The 22118-nt window shown below is 56.1% G+C and carries 19 protein-coding genes; 5 read left to right on the top strand and 14 right to left on the bottom strand.

Going from position 1 to position 22118, the window contains the following annotated elements; translation table 11 throughout:
- Nucleotide 1: 1 nt before the first annotated feature.
- The 12 genes from OC597_RS07620 to OC597_RS07565 form a co-directional block, all read right to left on the bottom strand.
- Nucleotides 2–790 carry an ABC transporter ATP-binding protein gene (locus tag OC597_RS07620; RefSeq protein ID WP_261284857.1) on the bottom strand — a complete coding sequence of 263 codons (789 nt, stop codon included), beginning with the start codon at nt 788–790 and terminating at the stop codon, nt 2–4.
- Nucleotides 791–800: 10 nt separating this feature from the next.
- The gene (ntrB, locus tag OC597_RS07615) at nt 801–1697 is read right to left on the bottom strand and encodes a nitrate ABC transporter permease (RefSeq protein ID WP_085117311.1); all 897 of its coding nucleotides are present in this window, start codon (nt 1695–1697) and stop codon (nt 801–803) included.
- An 8-nt stretch (nt 1698–1705) separates the two neighbouring features.
- Nucleotides 1706–2965, bottom strand: a complete 1260-nt coding sequence (locus tag OC597_RS07610; RefSeq protein WP_261284858.1) for a CmpA/NrtA family ABC transporter substrate-binding protein — start codon at nt 2963–2965, stop codon at nt 1706–1708.
- 303 nt (nt 2966–3268) lie between these two features.
- Nucleotides 3269–4549: a nitrate regulatory protein gene (locus OC597_RS07605; RefSeq protein ID WP_261284859.1), complete on the bottom strand. Its 1281-nt coding sequence runs from the start codon at nt 4547–4549 to the stop codon at nt 3269–3271.
- Between the two features lie 57 nt (nt 4550–4606).
- On the bottom strand, nt 4607–6181 hold the full coding sequence (locus OC597_RS07600) for an ABC transporter substrate-binding protein (protein ID WP_262208254.1): 1575 nt from the start codon (nt 6179–6181) through the stop codon (nt 4607–4609).
- A gap of 134 nt (nt 6182–6315) precedes the next feature.
- Nucleotides 6316–6987, bottom strand: a complete 672-nt coding sequence (locus OC597_RS07595) for an ABC transporter ATP-binding protein (RefSeq protein WP_261256347.1) — start codon at nt 6985–6987, stop codon at nt 6316–6318.
- Nucleotides 6984–7820 (bottom strand): ABC transporter ATP-binding protein, encoded by an 837-nt coding sequence (locus tag OC597_RS07590; protein ID WP_262208253.1) that lies wholly within the window; start codon nt 7818–7820, stop codon nt 6984–6986. Before OC597_RS07590 ends, OC597_RS07595 begins: the two co-directional genes overlap by 4 nt.
- Complete coding sequence (locus OC597_RS07585; protein WP_261462858.1) at nt 7810–8679, bottom strand: ABC transporter permease; 870 nt, start codon at nt 8677–8679, stop codon at nt 7810–7812. Before OC597_RS07585 ends, OC597_RS07590 begins: the two co-directional genes overlap by 11 nt.
- Nucleotides 8676–9728: an ABC transporter permease gene (locus OC597_RS07580; RefSeq protein ID WP_262208251.1), complete on the bottom strand. Its 1053-nt coding sequence runs from the start codon at nt 9726–9728 to the stop codon at nt 8676–8678. Before OC597_RS07580 ends, OC597_RS07585 begins: the two co-directional genes overlap by 4 nt.
- Nucleotides 9728–11296 (bottom strand): ABC transporter substrate-binding protein, encoded by a 1569-nt coding sequence (locus OC597_RS07575; protein ID WP_262208249.1) that lies wholly within the window; start codon nt 11294–11296, stop codon nt 9728–9730. Before OC597_RS07575 ends, OC597_RS07580 begins: the two co-directional genes overlap by 1 nt.
- A gap of 304 nt (nt 11297–11600) precedes the next feature.
- A complete protein-coding gene (gene cbl / locus OC597_RS07570; RefSeq protein ID WP_012145640.1) occupies nt 11601–12554 on the bottom strand; it encodes an HTH-type transcriptional regulator Cbl in 954 nt (317 codons plus the stop codon).
- A 297-nt stretch (nt 12555–12851) separates the two neighbouring features.
- Nucleotides 12852–13547, bottom strand: coding sequence for a gamma-glutamylcyclotransferase (locus tag OC597_RS07565; protein ID WP_261256333.1), 696 nt, complete (start codon nt 13545–13547; stop codon nt 12852–12854).
- Between the two features lie 338 nt (nt 13548–13885).
- Between OC597_RS07565 and OC597_RS07560 the strand changes: the two genes are divergently transcribed.
- Both OC597_RS07560 and chaA read left to right on the top strand, forming a co-directional pair.
- On the top strand, nt 13886–14704 hold the full coding sequence (locus OC597_RS07560; RefSeq protein ID WP_262208248.1) for a siderophore-interacting protein: 819 nt from the start codon (nt 13886–13888) through the stop codon (nt 14702–14704).
- A gap of 314 nt (nt 14705–15018) precedes the next feature.
- Entirely contained in the window at nt 15019–16119 is a 1101-nt protein-coding gene (gene chaA, locus OC597_RS07555; protein ID WP_261256331.1) for a sodium-potassium/proton antiporter ChaA, read from the top strand.
- A gap of 54 nt (nt 16120–16173) precedes the next feature.
- Here the strand turns inward: chaA and lpxO are convergent, their stop codons facing one another.
- On the bottom strand, nt 16174–17076 hold the full coding sequence (lpxO, locus tag OC597_RS07550) for a lipid A hydroxylase LpxO (protein WP_085117324.1): 903 nt from the start codon (nt 17074–17076) through the stop codon (nt 16174–16176).
- A gap of 408 nt (nt 17077–17484) precedes the next feature.
- On the opposite strand from lpxO, the gene OC597_RS07545 reads away from it, so the two are divergent.
- From OC597_RS07545 to OC597_RS07535, 3 genes are read left to right on the top strand one after another with little or no spacing between them, the layout of a single operon-like run.
- A complete protein-coding gene (locus OC597_RS07545) occupies nt 17485–19818 on the top strand; it encodes a molybdopterin-containing oxidoreductase family protein (RefSeq protein WP_262208245.1) in 2334 nt (777 codons plus the stop codon).
- A 2-nt stretch (nt 19819–19820) separates the two neighbouring features.
- Nucleotides 19821–20375 carry a 4Fe-4S dicluster domain-containing protein gene (locus tag OC597_RS07540; protein WP_261256328.1) on the top strand — a complete coding sequence of 185 codons (555 nt, stop codon included), beginning with the start codon at nt 19821–19823 and terminating at the stop codon, nt 20373–20375.
- A gap of 5 nt (nt 20376–20380) precedes the next feature.
- Nucleotides 20381–21250: a dimethyl sulfoxide reductase anchor subunit family protein gene (locus OC597_RS07535; protein WP_262208243.1), complete on the top strand. Its 870-nt coding sequence runs from the start codon at nt 20381–20383 to the stop codon at nt 21248–21250.
- Nucleotides 21251–21319: 69 nt separating this feature from the next.
- On the opposite strand, the gene phoH is transcribed toward OC597_RS07535, so the two are convergent.
- The gene (gene phoH, locus OC597_RS07530) at nt 21320–22105 is read right to left on the bottom strand and encodes a phosphate starvation-inducible protein PhoH (RefSeq protein ID WP_004945903.1); all 786 of its coding nucleotides are present in this window, start codon (nt 22103–22105) and stop codon (nt 21320–21322) included.
- Nucleotides 22106–22118: the final 13 nt, after the last annotated feature.

The raw sequence follows: 22118 nt of genomic DNA, 5'->3' as shown, positions 1-22118 counted from the left end.
CTCATGCCGCTTTCGCGTGCTTTTCATACAGGAACTTCAGTACCTGCCGACGGTAATGGTGATATTCCGGGTCATCCGCCAGCGCCACCCGTGAACGCGGACGCGGCAGCGCCACCGGCAGAATTTCACCGACGGTGGCCGACGGACCGTTGGTCATCATCAGCACCCGATCGGACAGCAGCACCGCTTCGTCGACGTCGTGGGTAATCAGCACTATGGTGGTGTGCAGCCGCTGCTGGATTTCCATCACCGCATCCTGCAGATGCGCACGGGTCAGCGCGTCCAGCGCGCCGAAGGGTTCATCCATCAACAACACTTTGGGTTTCATCGCCAATGCCCGAGCGATGCCAACCCGTTGTTTCATACCGCCGGAGATTTCATGTGGCCGCTTGTCGAGCGCATGACTCATGTGCACCAGCGCCAGGTTATGTTCGATCCAGTCGCGCATTTCGCTGCGCGTCATCTCGTGACGGAAAACCTGATGCACCGCCAGCGCCACATTCTCGTAAGTAGTTAGCCACGGCAGCAGTGAATGGTTCTGGAACACCACGCCGCGCTCCGGGCCCGGCCCGGTGATTTGCCGGTTGTCGCACAGCAATACGCCGTCGCTGGGCAGCGTGAGCCCGGCGATCAAATTCAGCAGCGTTGATTTGCCGCAGCCGGAGTGGCCGATCAGGCTGAGGGTTTCCCCGGCCTGAATATCAAAACTCACCTGGTCCAGCGCGATAAACTCCCCCTGCGGAGTGGCAAAGCGCTGGCTGACGTTCTGGACTTGAATAATCGGTTTCATGGCGCGCTCCCTAGCGGTTCTGATAGCTAAAACGTTTTGCCAGTAACATCAGCCCCTGCTCGAGCAGCAGCCCGACCACGCCGATCACGATAATGGCGATAATGATGTTTTCGACGTTGAGGTTGTTCCACTCATTCCAGATCCAAAAACCGATGCCGACGCCGCCGGTCAGCATTTCCGCCGCGACGATCACCAGCCAGGCGATACCGATCGACAGGCGGACGCCGGTCAATACGTAGGGCAGCACCGCCGGAAACAGGATCTTGCGCATCACTGTCCATTCCGACAGCTTGAGCACTCGCGCCACGTTGAGATAATCCTGCGGAATGCGCGTGACGCCCTCGGCGGTGTTGAGGATCATCGGCCAGATTGAACAGATGAAAATGGTCCAGGTTGACGCCGGTTCCGCACGCTGGAACAGCAGTAAGCCAATCGGCAGCCAGGCCAGTGGGCTGACCGGGCGCAGCAGTGAAATGATCGGGTTGAGCATGTTGGCCAGAAATGCAAAGCGCCCCAGAAGAAAGCCAGCCGGAATGCCGACCAGCGCCGCCAACCCAAAACCGGTCGCCACACGCTGCAGCGAGGCCAATACGTTCCAGCCAATGCCCTGATCGTTCGGCCCGGCGGAATAAAACGGGTCGGCAAACAGCACCAGCGCCGCCTGCCAGGTGGCCCATGGCGTTGGGAACCCCTTGCTGTTAAGCGCCGCTATCTGCCAGACCACCAGGGTCAGCACCAGCCCCAGCACCGCGGGCACGCCCCGGCGGAAACCCTGTTGCAGCAGCAAGCCCCAACGAGGTTTGCGCTGCGGCTGTGGCTTGTGCGGGCGCTTTAGCGGCACGATTTCCGCACTGACTTCTACACCGGGTGACGCAGGAATATCGATCCGTTCAGCGAGATTTTTCATCGGTTACCTCAGCGCTTTAAAGAGAAACTGTTGGCGTATTCCGCCGGATTACTGCCGTCCCAGCGTTTGCCGTCCAACAGCGTGCTGGTGCGCATATCGCCGGTAGGCAAGTTCACTCCACCTACCGCGCTGGCCGCCTGCTTATAGATTTCAGTTCGGTTGATTTTCTTCGCGACGGCCAGATAGTCCGGGTCGGCATTCAACAGGCCCCAGCGGCGGTGCTGGGTCAGGAACCACATGCCATCGGACAGGTAGGGGTAGCTCACCTCGCCATCGTGGAAAAAGCGCATCGCATGCGCGTCCTGCCATGACTTGCCCAGACCGTTCTGGTACTGGCCGAGCATGCGGCCGGTAATGATCTCTGGTTTGGTATTGATATAGGCGCGCCCCGCCACCACCTGGGCGGTTTCCTGGCGGTTGGCGTCTGAACTGTCGATCCAGCGCGCGGCGTCCAGTACCGCCGCGGTCAGCGCACGGGCGCTGTTGGGGTTGGCCGCGACCCAGTTGCCGGTGGTGCCCAGTACCTTTTCCGGGTGATCGGGCCAAATTTCCTGGCTGGTGACGGCGGTAAAACCAATGTCCTCGGCAATCGCGCGTTGGTTCCACGGCTCACCCACGCAAAAACCGCTCATGTTGCCGATTTTCATGTTCATCACCATCTGCGGCGGCGGCACCACCACGTTGCGCACATCGTCAAACGGGTGAATACCGGCGTTGGCCAGCCAGTAATACAGCCACATGGCGTGGGTACCGGTCGGGAAGGTTTGGGCGAAGGTGTAAGTGCCCTTGGCGCTGGCATCGACGGTTTTTTTCAAGCTGGCCGCATCGGTGACACCGGCCTGTTTTAACTGGTTGGAGAGCGTGATCGCCTGGCCGTTGTTGTTGAGCGTCATCAACACCGCCATATCCTGCTGCGGCCCGGCAACACCAAGCTGCAGGCCATACACCATGCCGTACAGCACATGCGCCGCATCCAGTTCACCGGACAACAGCTTGTCGCGCACCGCCGCCCAACTGGCTTCCTTGCTGGGGATAATTTTGATGCCGTACTTCTGATCGAACTGTTTCACCGACGCCATCACCACCGAAGCGCAGTCGGTAAGTGGAATAAAGCCCACGCGGATCTCTTTTTTCTCCGGTGCGTCAGAGCCTGCCGCCCAGGCGGTGTTCATCAGGCCGGGCAACATCATGCTGCCGCCCAGCGCCGCGCTACCGGCCAAAAAGCGGCGGCGCGTCAGGCTAAGTCCGGGGAGTTTAGTGTGCGTCATCGGCAAGTCCTTCAATCAGGCGATAAAATAAAAAAGGCGTCCCATCAGCACATTCCACCGTTGGGGTGAACATGCTGAAAGGACGCCTTTATCCAAAATCTTGTTGGCAACCGACCGCCATTGGCCAGGTTACGTTTTAGTACTGCAACCTACGTGCCAATTCTATAATTTCACATACCCCAATTCATAGTTATACGGGCGTAGGGGCACTGCATGCTGCGCCCGCATGATTCAGGGCAAATGTATTCGTCCCTTTTGCACGATCGCAAGGCAGTAACTGCACTGACGGTGTGCATATACCCCTTAGGGAGTACCCGCCACCGGCGGCAAGATATCCGCGACCGCCAGCATGGCATTGGCGATATCAACCAACCGCTGGTTCTGGTTCATCGCCATCTTCAGCAGCAGTCGATGGGCCGCCTCCTCGGTCAAGCCGCGATGCTGGATCAGCAGGCCTTTGGCGCGTTCAATCTGTTTACGTTCATTCAGCGTTGCCCGCGCCGTCGCCAGTTCCTCCGATAACACCTGTAGCCGTTGCGACTGCTGCTGAATCAACTCCAGCATCGAACGGCCCAAACGCGGATGGATACCGTCCCCCGCCAGCGACGATGCATCCCCCAGGGGTGCCGCCACGAAAACCGCGTAACTTTCTTGCATCGGCTGCGGCGCGTAATCGGCGCAGTCCACCGCCAGCGCGCGCTGGGCCTGTGCCAGACTGTGGCGGCAACTGGTCATCAATGCCTCCTCCAGCCGGTCTTCAATATGTTTCATCAGATCGATACGCGCACTGGTGATCTCGAACCAGCGCAGGCTGGTGTCGGCTTTATCATTCAGTTGCAATTGGGTACAGGCAATACGCCGCAGGCGTTCAAATTCGCGGTCATCCTGCTGCTGCATGTGCCGCCACTGGGCCAGGGAAGCTTCATCGGCAAACTCGCTGAAGGTAGCGAAGCAACGTTCCTGCCCTTCGATCAGCATCAGTAACTGTTGGTGTGCCGGTTCGCCAAAACGCATGGCGGCAAAACCGGCCGAACCGATTGCCCGTTCCTGCCCGGCCAGCTCCTTGCCCTGCATAAAGCTGAACATGGCGATCAACGCACGTGCCGTGATGGGTTCTGCACAGGCATCCGCCGCTTCAAATACCAGCGCCAGCAGGCTGTGAATCATGTCATTAAAGGTGCCCATGGCCGCAGGCTGCAGAATTTGCCTTTGCTGCACCTGGCGGCGCAATTCAGGCAAGGCGGTAAGATGATGCAGCGCACCGGCAATGCGGCTGAACAGACGACTGGCGCTGGCCAGGGGCGCAGTGCTGTCATCCAACTGCATCAACTGCCGCTGCACCGCCAGCTCAGCCTGATCCACTTCCTGTGCCCGCCCGGCCAACCGCTCGCCAAACAACGCTCCCTGTGAACACAGGTAAATATTGACGGTACCGCGTTCCCGCTGGAGCACGTGGATCAGTTGGCTGACCCGGCCAACCAACTGCCCCATCTGCAACAGTTGCTGCAATACGGTGATTTCACAACGTTTGGAGGCCAGCAAAAAATCGCCGGCACTGGGCGGGAAAGTGTGGTTACGGCTCATGACAGGATCCCCGGTGGGCTAAATAAACCGATCCTGCAAAAGCCGTGCCGGGCCGGGCTACTTACTCACGCGGTCCAGATACAGCATGCTGTTGGCGATATCCACCTTGGCGTCTTTAACGTTGTCACGCAGTGCCACCAGTGTTTGTCCCTGCAATGCCACGACGTAGGGAGAGCTGGTCTGCAATTCGCGCTGTAAGCTGGCGTAGTGCGCGGCGCGTTTTGCCCCGTCACCTTCCGCCGCCGCTGCGCGGGTTTCCGCACTCAGCGCCGGGATAGTCCACTGGGTGCGCCAGGCCAGGGTTTTCGGCCCGTTGGGCACGTTGTAAGCAAAGGCGCTGGCGTTGGTGTTCGGATCCAGATAGTCGGCCCCCCAATAGGTGAAAATGGACTGGAAATCGCGGCTGCGCATCTTGCCCCACAGGTCGCTTTCCACTACCGGATGAATATCCAGTTGCAAACCGGCCTTGGCAAAGCTGGCCTGCAGCGCCTGGGCGATATCGGTATACGGCGGTTGGTTAATAACGATCAGATCAATGCGCGTGCCTTCGGCGATACCGGCGTCATGCAAAATCTGTTTGGCCTTAGCCACGTCGAGCTTGAACGGTTGGTTGTCGATCGCCCCATCCAGCCCCAGCGGCAGGAACGCCTGATGGACGCGGTACTGCCCTTTCAGCAGGTTTTCGGCAATGGATTGATAGTCCACCAGCCAGCGCGCCGCCTGCCACAATGCCGGGTTGCTCAACGCAGGGACCTGCTTGCTCCCGGTGTTGAAACCGAGGTAATAGACTTTGGACGAGTCCTGCTGCTCTATCCTGACACCCGGCTCCTTACGCAGCGAATTAAACTGGTCAGCGCCCAGATCGTAAGCCACGTCGGCGTCCCCTTTCAGCAGCAACAGACGTCGGGTCCCGGCGTCGCTAACGTTCTTCAGCAGCACCGTTTTCAACTTCGCCTGCGGTTGGGCATAGTCGTTCCGACTGAACAGCAGCGCCTCATGCGGGACATAGTTGCTGACACGATAAGGCCCGGCACCGGCGGAATTCGAACGCAGCCAGGCGTTACCGAAATCCCCCTGTTGACTGTGCTCAGTCAGCAGTTTTTCATCGACGATCGAGGCGACCGGCGCGGTCAACAGCCGCAATGCCAGCCCACTGCCGATATTGGCCGACCAGCTTAACTGCACCTGGTTATCGCCCAGCTTCTTCAATTGGCCCTCGACGTTTTCTGGCGTCCAGCCGAACTCACCAAGAATAAACGACGGCGCCTTGTTCAGTTTCACCGCCCGCACCAGCGAGAAGATCACATCTTCCGGCCGTACCGGATTGCCGGAAGCAAAGCGCTGGTCAGCCTTCAGGGTAAAAATCAGGCTGCGACCATCCGCCCCTGCCTGCCAGCCGCTGGCCAGCTCTGGAGCCAGTTTTTCCGGCGTGCTGCGATCCGGCGTCAGTAACCGCTGATACAGGTTGACCAGGTTGGCCGAGCTGACGGTTTCAAAGCTTTCGGCCGGATCCAGACTGATGATGCCTTCCAGCGAACTGACTACCACCAGCGTGTCTTTCGGGGTGGCCGCCTGCGCGCCAAAGCTCGCCGCCAGGGCGCTGAACAATAAGGTGGGGATTAGCCGTTTCATCGATGCACTCTCCAGGATCACGCGGATGCGTTATTTTTCGAGTGTAGGGGCAGCGACTTAGCAGAAGAACGACTATAAATTGCTTTATTTATTACGCAGATGAATATACCCGCCGGGTTAGCGACGGGCAGTTTTCAGTTCACCAAACGGCCTTGCGCCATCGCCACCGAGCGATCGCACATGTGGTCGATCACATCCGCGTCGTGACTGACCAGGATCATCGTCAGGTCGCCCGCCTGTTTCAGCTCGTTGAGCAGGTTGAGGATCTCCGCCTGCACCGACATGTCCAGCGCCGAGGTGGGTTCGTCCAGCAACAGCAGTTTGGGTTTTAACAGCAGTGCTCGTACTATCGCCACCCGCTGACGCTGGCCGCCGGAAAGCTGGTGCGGGTAACGATCCAATAGCCGCGGATCCAACCCCACCTGACGGAAACCGGCGCTGATTTTTTGCTCGATGTCACGCTCTTTCAGTAATTTCAGCGGCTCCGCCAGGGTGCGCAGCAACCGGTGTTTGGGGTGCAGCGAGGCATAGGGATCCTGAAATACCATCTGCACCTCACGTCGCAGCGTGCCGGTGAACGGACGCCCCGGCTGCAGATCGCGACCCAGCAGGTTGAAACCGCCGCTCCAGCTTTCATTCAGCCCGGCCAACACCCACAGCAGCGAGGATTTACCGCAGCCGGAAGGGCCGACCAGACCGAAACATTCACCCGGTTCGATATGCAGGTTAACCTCATGCACCACGGTGCGCACGTCATAGCCCTGCCGATGGCTGACGCTGAGATTGTCCAAAGTAATCAGACTCATTTCAGTGACTCCAGCAACGCACGATCCAGCACCGGCAAGGGTTTACCCCGGGTCTCCCTGCTTGGCCGACACGACCACAGCGTGCGGGTATAAGGATGGGTGGCAGAGGCCAGGCGATCGGCAGGCAGCTGATCCAGCAGTTCGCCTTTGTACATCACCAGCACCCGTTCGCAGTAGTGCGCCACCTGCTGCAGGTCGTGGCTGATCAAAATCAGGCCCATATTGCGTTGTTCCACCAGAGTTTCGATCAGTTGCAGTACCTGATCGCGCATCTGGTGATCCAGCGCGGACGTGGGTTCGTCGGCAATCAACAATTGCGGGTCGTTAATCAGCGCAATCGCCAGCATCACCCGTTGTCCCATACCGCCAGACAGCTGGTGCGGGTAAAGCTGCCGTAAAGCAGCCGTATCGGGTAGCCCTACCGCCGCCAGCATATCCAGTACTTTCTCCCGCCGTTCGGCCCGCCCCAGACGGGTGTGCAGCAACAGCGGCTCTTCCACCTGGCGGCCAATCGGCTGGGTCGGGTTCAGCGCATGCTTGGGATCCTGCATCACCATCGCCACTTTGTTGCCGCGCAGGCGGTTCCACTGGCGTTCATTCAGCCGTGCCAGATCATCGTCGCCCAGCGTTAAACGCTGCGCCTGCAACTGTAACGGCGGTGGCAGCAACCCCATCAAGGCACGCGCGGTCAAGGATTTACCGGAGCCGGATTCCCCCACCAGCGCCAGCCGTTCCTGCCCCATGCTGAACGAAATGTCTTTGACCAGCGGCGGCGAACCCGGCAATGCCACCGACAGCCGTTCGACGGTCAATAAATTGTTATCAATGCCCATGACGAGGATCCATTTTATCGCGCAGGCCATCGCCCAGCAGGTTAAAGGCCAGGCTGGCGAACAGGATCGCCCCACCCGGTACCGCGGCGACCCACCACTGGTCAAATATCACTTTGCTGCCCTCGGCCACCATGGAGCCCCATTCGGCGGTCGGTGGTGCCACGCCCATGCCGAGAAAGCCCAAACCGGCGGCGGACAGGATGATGCCACCGAGGCTCAGCGCGGCTCGCACCACGGCACTCGGCAGACACAGCGGCAAAATATGCCCGGCCATCAGCCGCAGGCCACCAATGCCCTGCATGCGCGCTGCGGCCAGATAGTCACTGCGGCGCAACGCCAGGGTTTCCGCCCGCGCCTGTCGGGCAAAAGAAGGCCAACTGGTTAACGCCAGTGCCAGCGCGCCGTTCATCAACCCCGGCCCCAGCACCGCAACAAACGCCAGTGCAATCACCAGGCTGGGCAACGACAGAAAAATATCGGTCACGCGCATCAGAATACGCTCGACCCAGCCACCGAGATAACCGGCGCTAATGCCCACCAACAGGCCAATCGGGATGGTCAGCAGCAAGATCAATGACACCAGGATCAGCGTTGGGCGAGCGCCGTAAATCACCCGCGACAGCAGATCGCGGCCAAAACCGTCGGTACCCAGCCAATGGCCAGAAGCAGGCGGCAGCAGGCGCAACTCGATATGCTGCAGATTGGGATCGAAGGGTGCAAACCAGGGAGCCAGCAACGCCGTCAGGATCAGGATCGCCACCAGCGTCGCGCCAATCGTCAGCGTGGTCAGCCTGCCGCGTGGGCGATAAGCGGCAGCTGGTTCGCCCTGGGGTTCATGTTCAGAAAGGTATTGGCTCATCGTGTTCGCGGGTCCACTAAATAGGTCAGCGCATCGGCCAGCGCGTTAAGCACCACAAAACAGGTGCCAATCAGCAAGGTGGCGCCGAGAATGGCCGGCGTATCGGCGGCAAACAGTGCGGTGGTCAGATAACGCCCAACGCCCGGCCAGGCGAACACCGTTTCGGTCAGCACCGCGCCCTCCAGCAGGCTGGCGTAGGACAGCGACAGCACAGTAATCAGCGTACCCAACACGTTGGGGAATACGTGACGCACCAGAATACGCGTGCGGCTGGCCCCTTTGGATCGTGCCAGGGTGACGTACTCTTTATTGCACTCTTCCAGCATCGCCGCACGCAGCAAGCGGGTGATGCCCGCCATCGACAGCAGCGCCAGCGCCACCACCGGCAGCCACAGATGGCTGATGGCGTTATAGAACATCTCACGATCGCCGGACAGCCAACTGTCGATCAGAATAAATCCGCTGCGCGGCTCCATGCTATACAGATAGATATCATCCAGCCGCCCCGGCCCCGCCGACCAATGCAGCGTGGCGTAAAACAGTAGCAGCCCCAGCAGGCTGAGCCAGAAGATCGGTACCGAATAGCCGATCAACGACAGCAGACGCGCCGCATTATCCAGCCAGCCGCCCGGTTTGATCACCGCCAGAAACGCCAGGGTAATGCCGCCGACCGCACCGAGGATAATGGCGCATGTCGCCAGCTCCACCGTGGCCGGGAAGGTGCGCAGCAGATCGCTCAGCACCGGCTGCGAGGTAATCCGCGAGATGCCCATATCGCCTTGCGCCAGATGCACCAGATAACGCCAGAACTGCACCGGTAAGGGCTGATCCAACCCCAGATCATGGCGCACCTGGGCATAGGTGGCTTCGCTGGCGTGATCGCCGGCTATCTGCAGCGTGGGATCGATCGGTGCCAGATGCGAGAGCATAAAGGTGAACAGCAGCAACCCAAGCAGCGTCAGCGCCAATGACAGCAGGCCGGTAAACAGCCTGCGGCCCCAGCGCCAACTGCGCCGGGCGAACCCGGCGGAGGAAGTACGACTGATCATTACTTGCTGACCTTGCTGTAGAACACCATGTCAGGGTTGATGCCCTGCTCGTAGCCTTTCAGGTTGTCGCGCACCGCAATCAGGCTGCGCGCCTGCAGACCGATCACAAACGGTGAGCTTTTCTGAACCGCTTGCTGCAACTGTTGGTAATCCGCGACCCGTTTGGCGGTGTCATTTTCCGCCGTGGCCGCCAGCGTCAGTTTGTTCAATGCCGGTATCTGCCAGTTGGCACGCCAGGCCAGCGTTTTGCTGCCGTCTTCCGGGTTATAGGCGAAGGCAGCGGCGTTGGTGTTAGGGTCAAAATAGTCCGGTCCCCAGGAGGTCAGAACCGCATCATAGTTGAGAGATTTGACCTTGGTGGAGACCTGCGCACTGAGCCCCGGCACCAGATCCACCTTCACCCCGCCCTGCGCAAAGCTGGCCTGCAATGCCTGTGCGATATCCAGGTATGGCGGCTGGTTGTTGACCTCCAGCTTAAAGCTGACGTCTTTCAGACCGGCCTTGGCCAGAATGTCTTTGGCCTTGGTCGGATTAAAGCTGTAAGGCTTGTCTTTCAGCGCCCCCAGGTAACCCTCTGGCAGGAATGCCTGATGGTTCTGGAACTGGCCTTTCAGCAGGTCATCGGCAATACCTTTATAGTCGAACAGCCAGCGCGCCGCTTCCCAGAAGGCCGGGTTACTCAGCGCCGGGGACGCCTTGGCGTTGAACTGCAGGAAATAGAGTGAGGCGTACGGAATGGCCAGCGGCTTGACGCCCGGTTTGCCTTTCAGCGCGGCCATCTGATCTGCCCCGAGGTTACGCGCAATATCGGCGTCGCCCTGCTCGATCAGCAGACGGCGGGCGGCCGGATCCGGCACGTTTTTGATCAGGATAGTTTTCAGCGTTGGCTCGCCCTCTGGCGAACCGGGGTTGGCGTCGAGCACCACCACTTCATGCGGCACATAGGTGCGGATTTTATACGGGCCGCTGCCGGCGGAATGGCTGTTCAGCCACTGGTGGCCAAAGTCATCGCCCTGTTGATGCGCCAACGCTTCTTTGGCATCGACAATGGAGGACACCGGTGCCGAAAGCAGGCTAAGCACAAACGCCGGGCTGACGTTTTCGCTCCAGCTGATTTTGACCCGCTGGTCATCCACCTTGCTCAGGTATTGGTCAACATTTTTAGCGTTCCAGCCCAGTTGGGTGAGGATAAACGACGGCTCCAGATTCAGCTTCACCACCCGCGACAACGAGAAGATCACGTCTTCCGGGCGCAGTGGATTGCCACTGGCGAATTTGGCGTCCGGCCGCAGGGTAAAAGTCAGGCTGCGGTTATCACTGCCCGCCTGCCATTCGTTGGCCAGCGTGGGTTTAAGTTCGATCGGATTTTTTGGATCTGACTGGATCAGGCGTTGGTACAGGCTGTTGAATGACTGCACCGTGGTTAATTCAAAGCCCTGGGCCGGATCAAAGCTGACCACGTCATCGATGGATTGGGCAATCACCAAAGTATTGGCCGGGGTTGCCGCCTGCGCGTTGAAACTGGCCGCCACGGCCAAAAATACCAAAGAGGGAACGAACGCTTTCATCAAAAGCTCTCCAAGCGGATGGAATTTATAGTAATTTCGCGAGTGTATGTGAGAGCCATCGGCAGGCGAAGGTACTTAAATAACTATAGATATTCTTTTTATGTCTATAGCTGAGATTTTGATTATTAAGCAGGCGGACTTTTGCGAGTGGATACGCAAAAGGAGAAGTCCCCATATTAGAACTCATAGGCCCAGTGCAAAAAAGCAAACGCCGTATGGTCAGAAAACTGTTGAGAAAACAGCTTTAGTTTTACCTATCGCCGGGCACCATGCCCGGCCTGCTAGCCAGCCACCTTCCCTCTGATTAAATCTGGTAATCGATCACCGTATCCAGCTGTGAGGAGAACACTTTGTCTTTGATTTCAGTCAGCGACAGCGTCGGGTTACAGAGCTGGATAAATCGCCATGCATAGTTACGTTGTAACTGACTGCGTTTCAAACCTAACCAAACGGTATTGGGTTCGAACAGGTGTTCGGCGTTAAGGCTAACCAACCCGTGGTCACGCTCTTTCTCGTAGGACATGTCCGCCAGCACGCCAACCCCTAGTCCCAATTCAACATAGGTTTTAATCACGTCTGAATCCTGCGCGCTTAAGGCTATGTCCGGCGTTAACCCGGCGGCTTTGAAAGCGCTATCCAGCCGTGAACGGCCGGTAATACCCTGCCGGTAGGTAATCAGCGGCAAGGTACTGAGCATTTCCAGCGTTACCTGCGGCTGACGAGTCAATTCATGTCCTTCCGGCACCAGTATGGTGTGGTGCCAACGGTAATAAGGAAACGCCGCCAGAGACTCGTCGCTCATCAACCGCTCACTGGCAATGCCGATATCGGCCTCACCGGAAGCCAGCATGCCGACGATTTCTTCAGGGCTGCCCTGATTCAACACCACTCTCACCCGCGGATACAGCGCGCGGAACTCTTTAATCACCCCCGGCAGGCTATAACGCGCCTGGGTATGGGTGGTGGCGATGTGCAACTGACCGGCGTCGTTGCTGCTGAATACGTCCGCCAGACGGCGGATGTTATTGGCATCATTCAGGATGCGTTCCGCCACCACCAGCAGCTCTTTGCCCGGCTCGGTCATGCCTAATAAACGCTTGCCGCGGCGGATAAATATCTCAATGCCCAGTTCTTCTTCCAGTTCCCGAATATGACGACTGACACCCGACTGCGAGGTAAATAAAGTGTTGGCCACCTCGGTCAGGTTGTAGTTGCAGCGTGCCGATTCCCGAATAATTTTTAATTGTTGAAAGTTCATCCACTCCCCCCGGTAGAACAATATTGTTAACACAGTGATACGGAGTCTGGCGTGAGGGGACAAATAAGAAATAACCTTTAGTTATGCATTTTCATGCTAAGTGAATTTTTCACCGCTGTGAATTAACTGCTTTTCAGCTTTAAAATAACCAATTCCTTTAATATTAATGAGATAAATAACCACCAACAAATTGTGGATTAAATACTCATGCAGAATAAAGTTATTAAATATAGGGATTAGATATATGAAACGAAAAAGGCTCAGCATGCTGAGCCTCATTAAAACGCAGTGTGGGGATCAGGCCGTCGCCTCTCCCCCGACAGGACCGGAGGTATTCTGCTGCAGCCACTGCTGCACGTAGCAGACCAGATCGCCAACACAGTCGTCCTTCATACCGTGGTTTTTCAGCTCGGTATCCAGTGAGAACAGGTACTGAGCATTGGTACCCAATGGCCCGCTGGCGCTGGCGATCAAGGGTGCGATCACCTGGTGACGGGTATCTTCTTCAAACAGCGGATGCTGCGGGTTCATCACAAACACCAACGCAGTCACCACTTGGCCATCGGCCAGGGTGAGATCACACCAGGTCGGTAAATAACAACCGGTCAGCATTTCACGTTTCCACAGCAGTTCCAGCTCTTCGCGCAGCTTGGCTTCCGGCAGACGGAACGCCAGACCTGTGGTATCTCCGCCCTCTTTCAGCGCTAACATACGCCCGGGTTGATGCAAGGTGCCGCGCCCGGCCGTCAGCCGCAAACAGAAAGCACGGTGCCAGCCCTGAAGCGTGGCCGGCCGCACCTCTTCGGATTCAAACACCGGGTTCCACATCAGTGAGCCGTAGCCGAATACCCACACCGGGCTATTATCCGGCCGACGGGATAAAGTACAATCCAGTGAGGCCGCACGCTGCTCTGATGTCAGTAACAACGACTCCTCAATGGTGCCGAATGCTGTTTTGCAGTCCGCATTTTGCAGAAAATCTCGCGTTAACACCTTAACAACCTCCCGGGAATAAGATCGCTCCTACTCCCTAGCCACTGTTCAACTTTATTATTGAGTGCGGAATTTTATTAATTCTATAACCCTTTCCACGATAATAATGACCTTATTCTTTTCTCGGGGAGCAATCAAGTTTCAGACGATGTTTAAAGTGAAAAAGTATTTGTACTCAGCAGCAATAATATCGAAGGGTAAAATACCTCACTTAAGCATTAAGCGATCGCCATCCTGCTTCGTCGCGGTGACCGGGCACCTCCGTCACGATCATCAAACAATTCTCATTATCAAATGGCGTGATATACTCTGCGCCAAACGAACATAAGGAGAACCCCGTGACTACCGAAGCCCCACGCTCACGCGCACCCTACCTGATTGCAGTCAGTGCCATTCGCGATATTACTCCGCACCTGCGCCGTATCACCTTCACCGCGCCGGACCTGCGCTATTACCCGGCAAACGCTGCTGCCGCGCACATCAAGGTTTTCCTGCCGCTGGCAGACCAGACACAACCGGATCTGCCGACGCTGACCGAAAATGGCCCACGCTGGGCAGCCGACGCGGTACGCCCCATTGTTCGTACCTACTCCATCCGTGCGGTACGTCCGGAATTGGCGGAAGTCGACATTGAATTCGCCATTCATGACCACAGCGGCCCGGCGGTTGACTTTGCCCGCGCGGCGAAAGCTGGCGATAAAATTGGCATCAGCAATCCCGGTGGCCCGAAACCTATGCTGCCAGAGGCTGACTTCTACTGCCTGGCCGGCGATCCTTCTTCTTTACCCGCTTTGGCGGCGTTGCTGGAAACATTACCGGCACGCAGCGAAGGCCATGCCTTTATCCGTGTCGATAGCGCAGCCGATGTGATCGACCTGAAAAAGCCTGCGGGTTTTGAACTGAGCTGGATTATTGGCGGCACCGAGAAAACGGCAGAGTTGGTCACGCAGTTTTGCGCGTTGCCACAGCCGCAGGCCGAGACCCAGTACTGGCTGGCCGGAGAAGATCGTCTGGTGGTAGAACTGCGCCGCTACCTGCGCCGCGATCGCCAATGTGAACGTAATCGCCTTTATGCCGTTCCTTACTGGCGTGAAGGGCTAAATAAAGAGGGTTATCATAATAAACGGCATGAAATTATGGATAATATTGATGACTGATGAAAATTTTCCCCTTTATTAACCAAGTAATAGAGGCATAAACTGCAATTTATGTGCCGTTAATGAATAAAATTCATCTCGCCGCGTAAAAGTAAGTAAAGAAAACCGCATCCCGTGCGGTTTTTTTGTTAACCTAGTCACATATTGCAAGCTTTTGCTTTTGCAAGTAAAACAACATCACATCATTCCCCGGCACGCGCCACTGGGTGTATCCTATTATTATAAAATAAAAACGCATTCTGGATGCGCAGAGTTGCCTTTAACGGCAGTCAGCGAAGACGGGACCACGCTGTTTGAGAAGGAGTACCATCGAAATGAAGTCGCAAAACGATCCTGGCCGATCCAAATCCCGCCACACTGAGTATTCCCTGCTGCTGCCCATCGCCGCCCTGGTGGTGCTGAATCTATGGGGCAGTACCAGCAACTTTCCGCTGATCGTCGGTATTAACATCGTTGCCCTGATCGGTATTCTCAGCAGTGCGTTCAGCGTAGTACGCCATGCCGACGTGCTGGCCCACCGTCTGGGTGAACCCTACGGCTCGCTGATCCTCAGCCTGTCGGTGGTGATCCTGGAAGTCAGCCTGATTTCCGCGTTGATGGCCACCGGCGATGCCGCACCGGCGCTGATGCGCGATACCCTTTACTCGATCATTATGATTGTCAGCGCCGGATTGGTGGGTGTTGCGCTGCTGTTGGGCGGCCGCAAATTCGCCACCCAGTACGTTAACCTCGGCGGTATAAAACAGTATCTGATGGCGATTTTCCCGCTGGCGGTGATTGTGTTGGTATTCCCGAGTGCGCTGCCGGGCGGTAACTTCACTACCGGTCAGGCGCTGCTGGTTTCGGTGATTTCTGCCGCCATGTACGGCGTGTTCCTGGTGATCCAGACCAAAACTCACCAGAGCCTGTTCGTCTACGAGCACGAAGATGACGATGGCGACCCGCACCATGGCAAGCCTTCCTCGCACAGCAGTGCCTGGCATGCCGGTTGGCTGGTGGTACATCTGATTGCGGTGATCGCGGTAACCAAGTTCAACGCCAATCCGCTGGAAGGTTTGTTGACCAAGGTGAATGCCCCGGCTCAATTTACCGGCTTCCTGGTCGCCCTGTTGATCCTGTCGCCTGAAGGTCTGGGGGCACTGCGAGCGGTATTGAATAATCAGGTACAGCGCGCCATGAACCTGTTTTTCGGTTCGGTGCTGGCGACCATTTCCCTGACGGTTCCGGCGGTCACCGTCATCGCCACGCTGACCGGTCAGACGTTGATCTTCGGTTTGCAGACGCCGCATATCGTGGTGATGCTGACGGTGTTGTTGCTGTGCCAGCTTTCGTTCTCTACCGGCAGGACCAACGTACTGAACGGCACGGCGCACCTGGCGCTGTTCGCCGCCTATATGATGACCATCTTTGCCTGATTACCAGAGGGGGCACTCCAGGGTGCCCCTCGTCTTTATACCTAGCACAAAAGCTTATACCGCGAAAAAAATGCCCGCCGCGATACCGCCAAACAAGATCCATTTAATGATGTAATACCCGGTACGGTTCCACGCCTTCAGCCGTTTCCCCACTTTGCGCACCGCATAAATGTACTTGAACAGCTTGTTAACCCCCCCGGTACGGTCGCCCTCTTCATTGGGTGCAGTGGCCGCACTCATCAGGTTACGCCCCAGCCAGTGGTTGATGCCCTGCGCCCAGCGAAAACGCATCGGCCGCTCAATGTCACAGAACAGAATCAGCCGGTTCTGCCCGCTCTGGTTTTCGGCAAAATGCAGATAGGTCTCATCAAACATGACTCCTTCGCCATCGCGCCAACTGTAGCGCTCACCGTCTACTTCAATAAAACAGCGATCGTCATTCGGGGTAATCAACCCCAGGTGGTAACGCAGCGAACCGGCATAAGGATCGCGATGACGTGGCAGGCGACTGCCGTCCGGCAGTTCGGCAAACATCGCCGCCTTGACCGAAGGCAGGCTGCGCAACAGCGCGGTAGTCTGCGGACACAGGCTCATCGCCGATGGGTGGCTGTCTTCATACCATTTTAAATAAAAACGCTTCCAGCCGGTTTTGAAGAACGAATTGAACCCGGCATCGTTAAATTGATCCGAGGCTTTAATTTGCTGGATCGCCATCAGCTGCTGCCCTTCATCACGGATAGTTTGCCAATTATCCCGCAGTACCTTCAACTCGGGGAATTGCTCCGGCTGCAAATAAGGGGTGGTCGGCACGCGTGAGAACAGATACATAAAAACGTTCAATGGCGCGGTAAAGGTCGAGTGATCAGAAAGTTGCCGCCAGAAGGTGTAACGCACCCTGCCACGGTAATGGACATACACAACGCACAAAATAAATAGCAATAAAATAATGTATTTCATGATTGAACCGCTTTGAAGATCCCAATGCCCAGTACGCCACTCCGGCATACTCCCCAGATATTCCCTTTTGGCGAATGCACCGCTACGCCCTGCTGGAACCCACTAATCATTAACGCTAACTCAACGAAAATCTATACAAAAAACCACAATAATTTACACAAAAGCTAAACGAGCCAGGATTAACCCCCGGCCAGTCGGAGCTGAGCAACCCGCCAAAAGCAATAATCGACAATTACTTTTTGGCTACTTCTATTAACGACTCTAGTAAGTCACGGTAAAATAATAAATTAATAATTTGATTTCGATCAGTGTTTAATAATTCACCCGTGATTAACTCGAGGTGTTAATTAAATTAAACAGCAACAACGCCAACAATAATAAAAACAAATAATACGTGCGGGAAACATCATGAAAAATATATCAGATATCAGAATGAATCGTAGAACCTTGTTAAAGGGGCTGGGAGTTATCGGCTTGGCCAGCATCTCACCCTGCGTTTTTTCCATGGCGCAGGACAACGGTAAACCCTTGCCCCGAGTGCGGCTTAAACTGACCGACTATCAAACCTTTAGATCAACCTGTGCCATGGAGTGTTTGCACTGTAATTTAACGGCCTATGTCTATCAGGGTGAGCTGAAGAAAATAGAAGCCAGCAAGGATTTTAACGTCAAGTGCTGTCTGCGTGGTATTAGCCGGACCAAATGGGTCTATCACCCCCTGCGGGTTAAAACACCGTTGCTGCGGGTCGGGGAAAAAGGCCAAGGAAAATTCAAACCGATATCCTGGGATGAAGCGCTGGATCTGATTGAGCTAAATATCCGTAACACCCTTGCCAGCCACGGAAATAAGGGCCTGTTGATTTCGACCCATGCAGGCAACATGGATTCCATTAAAAATGATATGGCCAAGAGTTTCTTCGATTACCTCGGCGGCGCCACCAAACGCACCGGCTCCTTGTGTTGCTCTGCGGTGACCGCCGCCATGATCCCGATGCTTGGCCTGCGCTACGCGGATATGCGCGACACCCTGGCCGACAGCCGCTACATCCTGTGCTGGGGCAATAATCCCGCTGTGACCATGCAGGCCTATTTTAAAGAATATATTAAGGCGCAAAAACAGGGAGCGCGCCTGGTGGTGATCGACCCGAGATTTAACGAAACGGCGGCCAAAGCCGATGAATGGATCCCGATTATTCCTGGCACCGACACCGCGTTGGCACTGGGGCTGATAAAAATCATTATGGATGAGCAGCGCTATGATGCCGACTTCCTTCGTCAACACACCGGGGCGGTTTATCTGGTGGATGCCAAGCAACAACAGCTTAGAGAAGATCCGCAGGATAAAGAAAGCTATCTGGTCTACGACAATCTAAGCCAAAAACTGGTTCGCCATGATACGCCCGCCATTGTTGCGGCACTGACGCAGGCAGAACTGCCTGCAGATGCCGGTTATACCACGGTGTTTGAACTGATCCGCCAGGAGGCCGCCCCCTGGAATACGGAGAAAGTAGCGGCAGAGACCGATGTTCCACCAGCCACCCTGCTGCGGTTGGCGCGAGAGTATGCCAGCAACAAACCTTCGATGATCGTACAGAATATGTCAGGCGCTCAGCGTACCGAGTTTGGTACCTATGTGGCCGCCAGTCAGTTCTATCTGGCGTTGCTGACCGGCAATATGGGCAAAGCCGGTGGGGGTGTCTGCGACGCTGGCGGCGCACAACAAATGATAAAATTTAATCCGCCGGTGCCACCGGCACCCAACGTACAAAAAATACCGCCAATACCGGTTTCTAAAACCGGAGAATGGATCGTCAACGATCGCCCTCATCCGATTAACTTCTGGTGGATTATGACCCTGGGCGCCCTGACCCAACTGCCTAACACCAATATGGTGAAAAAGGCCCTGAAGAAGGTGCCGTTTGTGGTGGTGGCCGATAACCTGATGAGTTCCACCGCCCTGTATGCGGACCTGGTACTGCCGGTGACCACCATTTTTGAAGATCTCAGCCTGATGGCCGGCGTTCGCAGCCACTATGTCCAACTGATGGAAAAAGCGGTGGAGCCAGTCGGTGAAGCCAAACCGGATTACTGGATCTTTGCCCGGTTGGCCGAACGTTTTGGCTTTGGCGAAGTGTTTAATCAACCGATTGAGCACTATATCGAAAACTGTCTGGCCGGAACCGGCATCACCATTGAACAACTGCGCCACGGGCCGATCAAACCGGCGGAGGTGCCGTGGATCCCATTCAAGGACGGTATCTTCCGCACGCCCACTAAAAAAGCCCACTTCTTTATTGAAGCCTGGCAGAAGAAAGACTTCCCACCGATTGTGACCTATATGCAGGTTAAAGAGTCGCCGAAAGGATCGCCTGAGCTGGCAAGAAAATACCCATTAATGGCCGTACAGCGCAAGCTCGCGCGGAGTATTCACTCAAGCCACGGGATGAATGAATGGATCCTCGAAGTTCAGCGTAATCAGCCTAATATCATGATCCACCCGGAAGATGCCGCCAGTCGCAATATCCATAACGGCGCATGGGCCATTGCTTTCAATCATCGGGGCGAACATCGGGCATTGGCGGTAGTGACCCGCCAAATCAAACGCGGCGTGGTGTGCCTGGACAATGGCTGGTGGGAACAGCAAGGGGGCAGCAGCAGCCACGTGACGAACGATCATGCCGAAGTCCTGGGCTCTGGCCATTGTTGTAACAGCACCCTGGTTGACGTTAGGGCGGAGGCATAATCATGGTCAGACAATATGGATTTTTAGTGGATATGCGCGGCTGTTACGGCTGCAAAACCTGCTCAATGGCCTGTAAATCCGAAAATACGACTCCGGCAGGCGTCCTCTGGCGGCGGGTCAGGGAATTTAGCTTTGACGACCCGAACGCGATGGCATTTATCTCGATGTCCTGCAATCACTGTGACGATCCGCAGTGCATGAAAGTGTGCCCGGCAGATACCTACAGTAAACGTCCGGACGGCATCGTGGTGCAGGATCACGACAAATGCATTGGTTGCCGGATGTGCATTATGGCTTGTCCTTATAATGCGCCGGTTTTTGATCCGGTCGAAGGGAAAACCAGTAAGTGCAATCTGTGCGCTGAGCGGTTGGATGAAGGGTTGCAACCGCGCTGTGTGGAGTCCTGCCCGGCCGGGGTTCTGCAATTTGGTGATATTGATCTGCTGCGGCAAGAATACCGGGCTGATTTAACCCGTATCGAAACCCGTTACTCACTGCCGAGTCACCAAATCAGCCACCCTAATATCGTGATTATTCCCGCCGGGGATAAGGAGTAGATACCATGTCTGAATACGAGCTCCCTTTAGTCTTTTTTACCGTATTTTGTCAGTGGGCGGTGGGCGCAATTGTAGCCATCACAGTATTAATCATCGCCCAGCCGATCTGGCTGAGTGATGAAAAACACTTTAATGCACTGCGCAAAATGGCGGTGGCTATTTTGGCGGTCAATATTATCGGCTCGCTGCTGTCGCTATTACATTTGGGTTCACCAACCGGGGCCTATCGCGCCATTCTGGGGATCGGCCATTCCTGGCTAAGCCGGGAAGTCGTCGCCTTCTTCCTGCTCAATACGGTGGTGTTTAGCTGGGCCGCCATCCTGTTTCGCTTTAATCGTAGCCAGGCTTTGATCCGCAGCGTTAGCCTGCTGGCCTCGGTCGCCGGGCTGGCGGCCATTCTGGTTTCGGCGCAGGTTTATTACCAGATGAGCAGCCACCCTCTGTGGCACTCACCCATCACCCATCTCAGTTTTATTGCCACGGCGCTGCTGCTGGGGTTTACCACTCTTAGCCTAAGGATCAGCGTCTTCAATGCGGCTCAGGATGACCATGGTCGACAGCTCCCCGCCCTGCTGCCAGCCGGTATTTTACTGGCGGTGGCGCTGATGTTGGTGGTGATCCTGAGTTACAGCGCAGGTTTCAGTGCGCAGGGAAAAATGTTGGCCAGTGCCATCACCCTCTTTGGCTCAGGCTGGATGAGTTGGCTCATTTTTGCCGGGCTGATTATCGCCACCGGACTGGCGACCTATCTTTATCGCCGACCGGTGTTGTCTGCAGAAACCGCCAACATGCTGATGCTGGCCCTGCTCTGCGCCTCGCTGGGTGGCCGGATGCTTTTTTACTCTGGCGTGATGAGCCAATATCCTTGGTTTTGAGATGACGGAGCAACCCATATTCAAGACAAGAAAAAGGCCGCCGAGGCGGCCTTGGTTAGCAGGCAGGTTTTAACTGTAGGCGTTGAGCGTGCGCTGGCACAGAGCGGAGCGGACGCAGTCTTGTTTATCAAAGCGGATGATGCCGATCATTTCATCCTCCTCGAAGCGTTCCATCGCATCGCTGAGGCCGGACTTCACGCCGCGCGGCAAATCGCATTGGGTTACGTCACCATTAACGATTACCGTTACGTTCTCACCCAAACGGGTCAGGAACATCTTCATCTGGCTGGCGGTCACGTTCTGGGCTTCATCCAGGATAACGACCGCATTTTCGAAAGTACGCCCGCGCATGTAGGCGAAAGGCGCGATCTCTACCTTGCCGATTTCCGGGCGCAGGCAGTATTGCATAAAGGACGATCCCAAGCGGCGCACCAGAATGTCATACACCGGGCGGAAATAAGGGGCGAACTTCTCAGAAATATCCCCTGGTAAGAAACCGAGGTCTTCATCCGCCTGAAGAACCGGGCGAGTAACAATAATCCGATCCACTTCTTTATGTATAAGGGCTTCTGCCGCTTTCGCAGCGCTGATGAAAGTTTTGCCGCAGCCGGCTTCACCGGTGGCAAAAATCAACTGCTTTTTATCTATGGCGATTAAGTAATGACCCTGAGCTTCGGTTCGTGCCTCTATGGGAGAGCTATCGCGCTTGTCACGTGCCATGCCGATAGACTCAACACCACCCATTTGTACCAGCGAGGTTACGGACTCTTCTTCAAGCTGGCGATGACTACGAGCGTCACGACGAATAACGCGTTTCGCTTCACGACGTGCTTTGATCACTGCTTTTTGTCTCATAGTGGCACCTTAC

Source organism: Serratia proteamaculans (assembly GCF_946227095.1).
Taxonomy (GTDB): Bacteria; Pseudomonadota; Gammaproteobacteria; order Enterobacterales; family Enterobacteriaceae; genus Serratia; species Serratia proteamaculans_E.
Note: the sequence above shows the minus strand (reverse complement) of the source record. Positions and strands in the feature narration are given on the sequence as shown.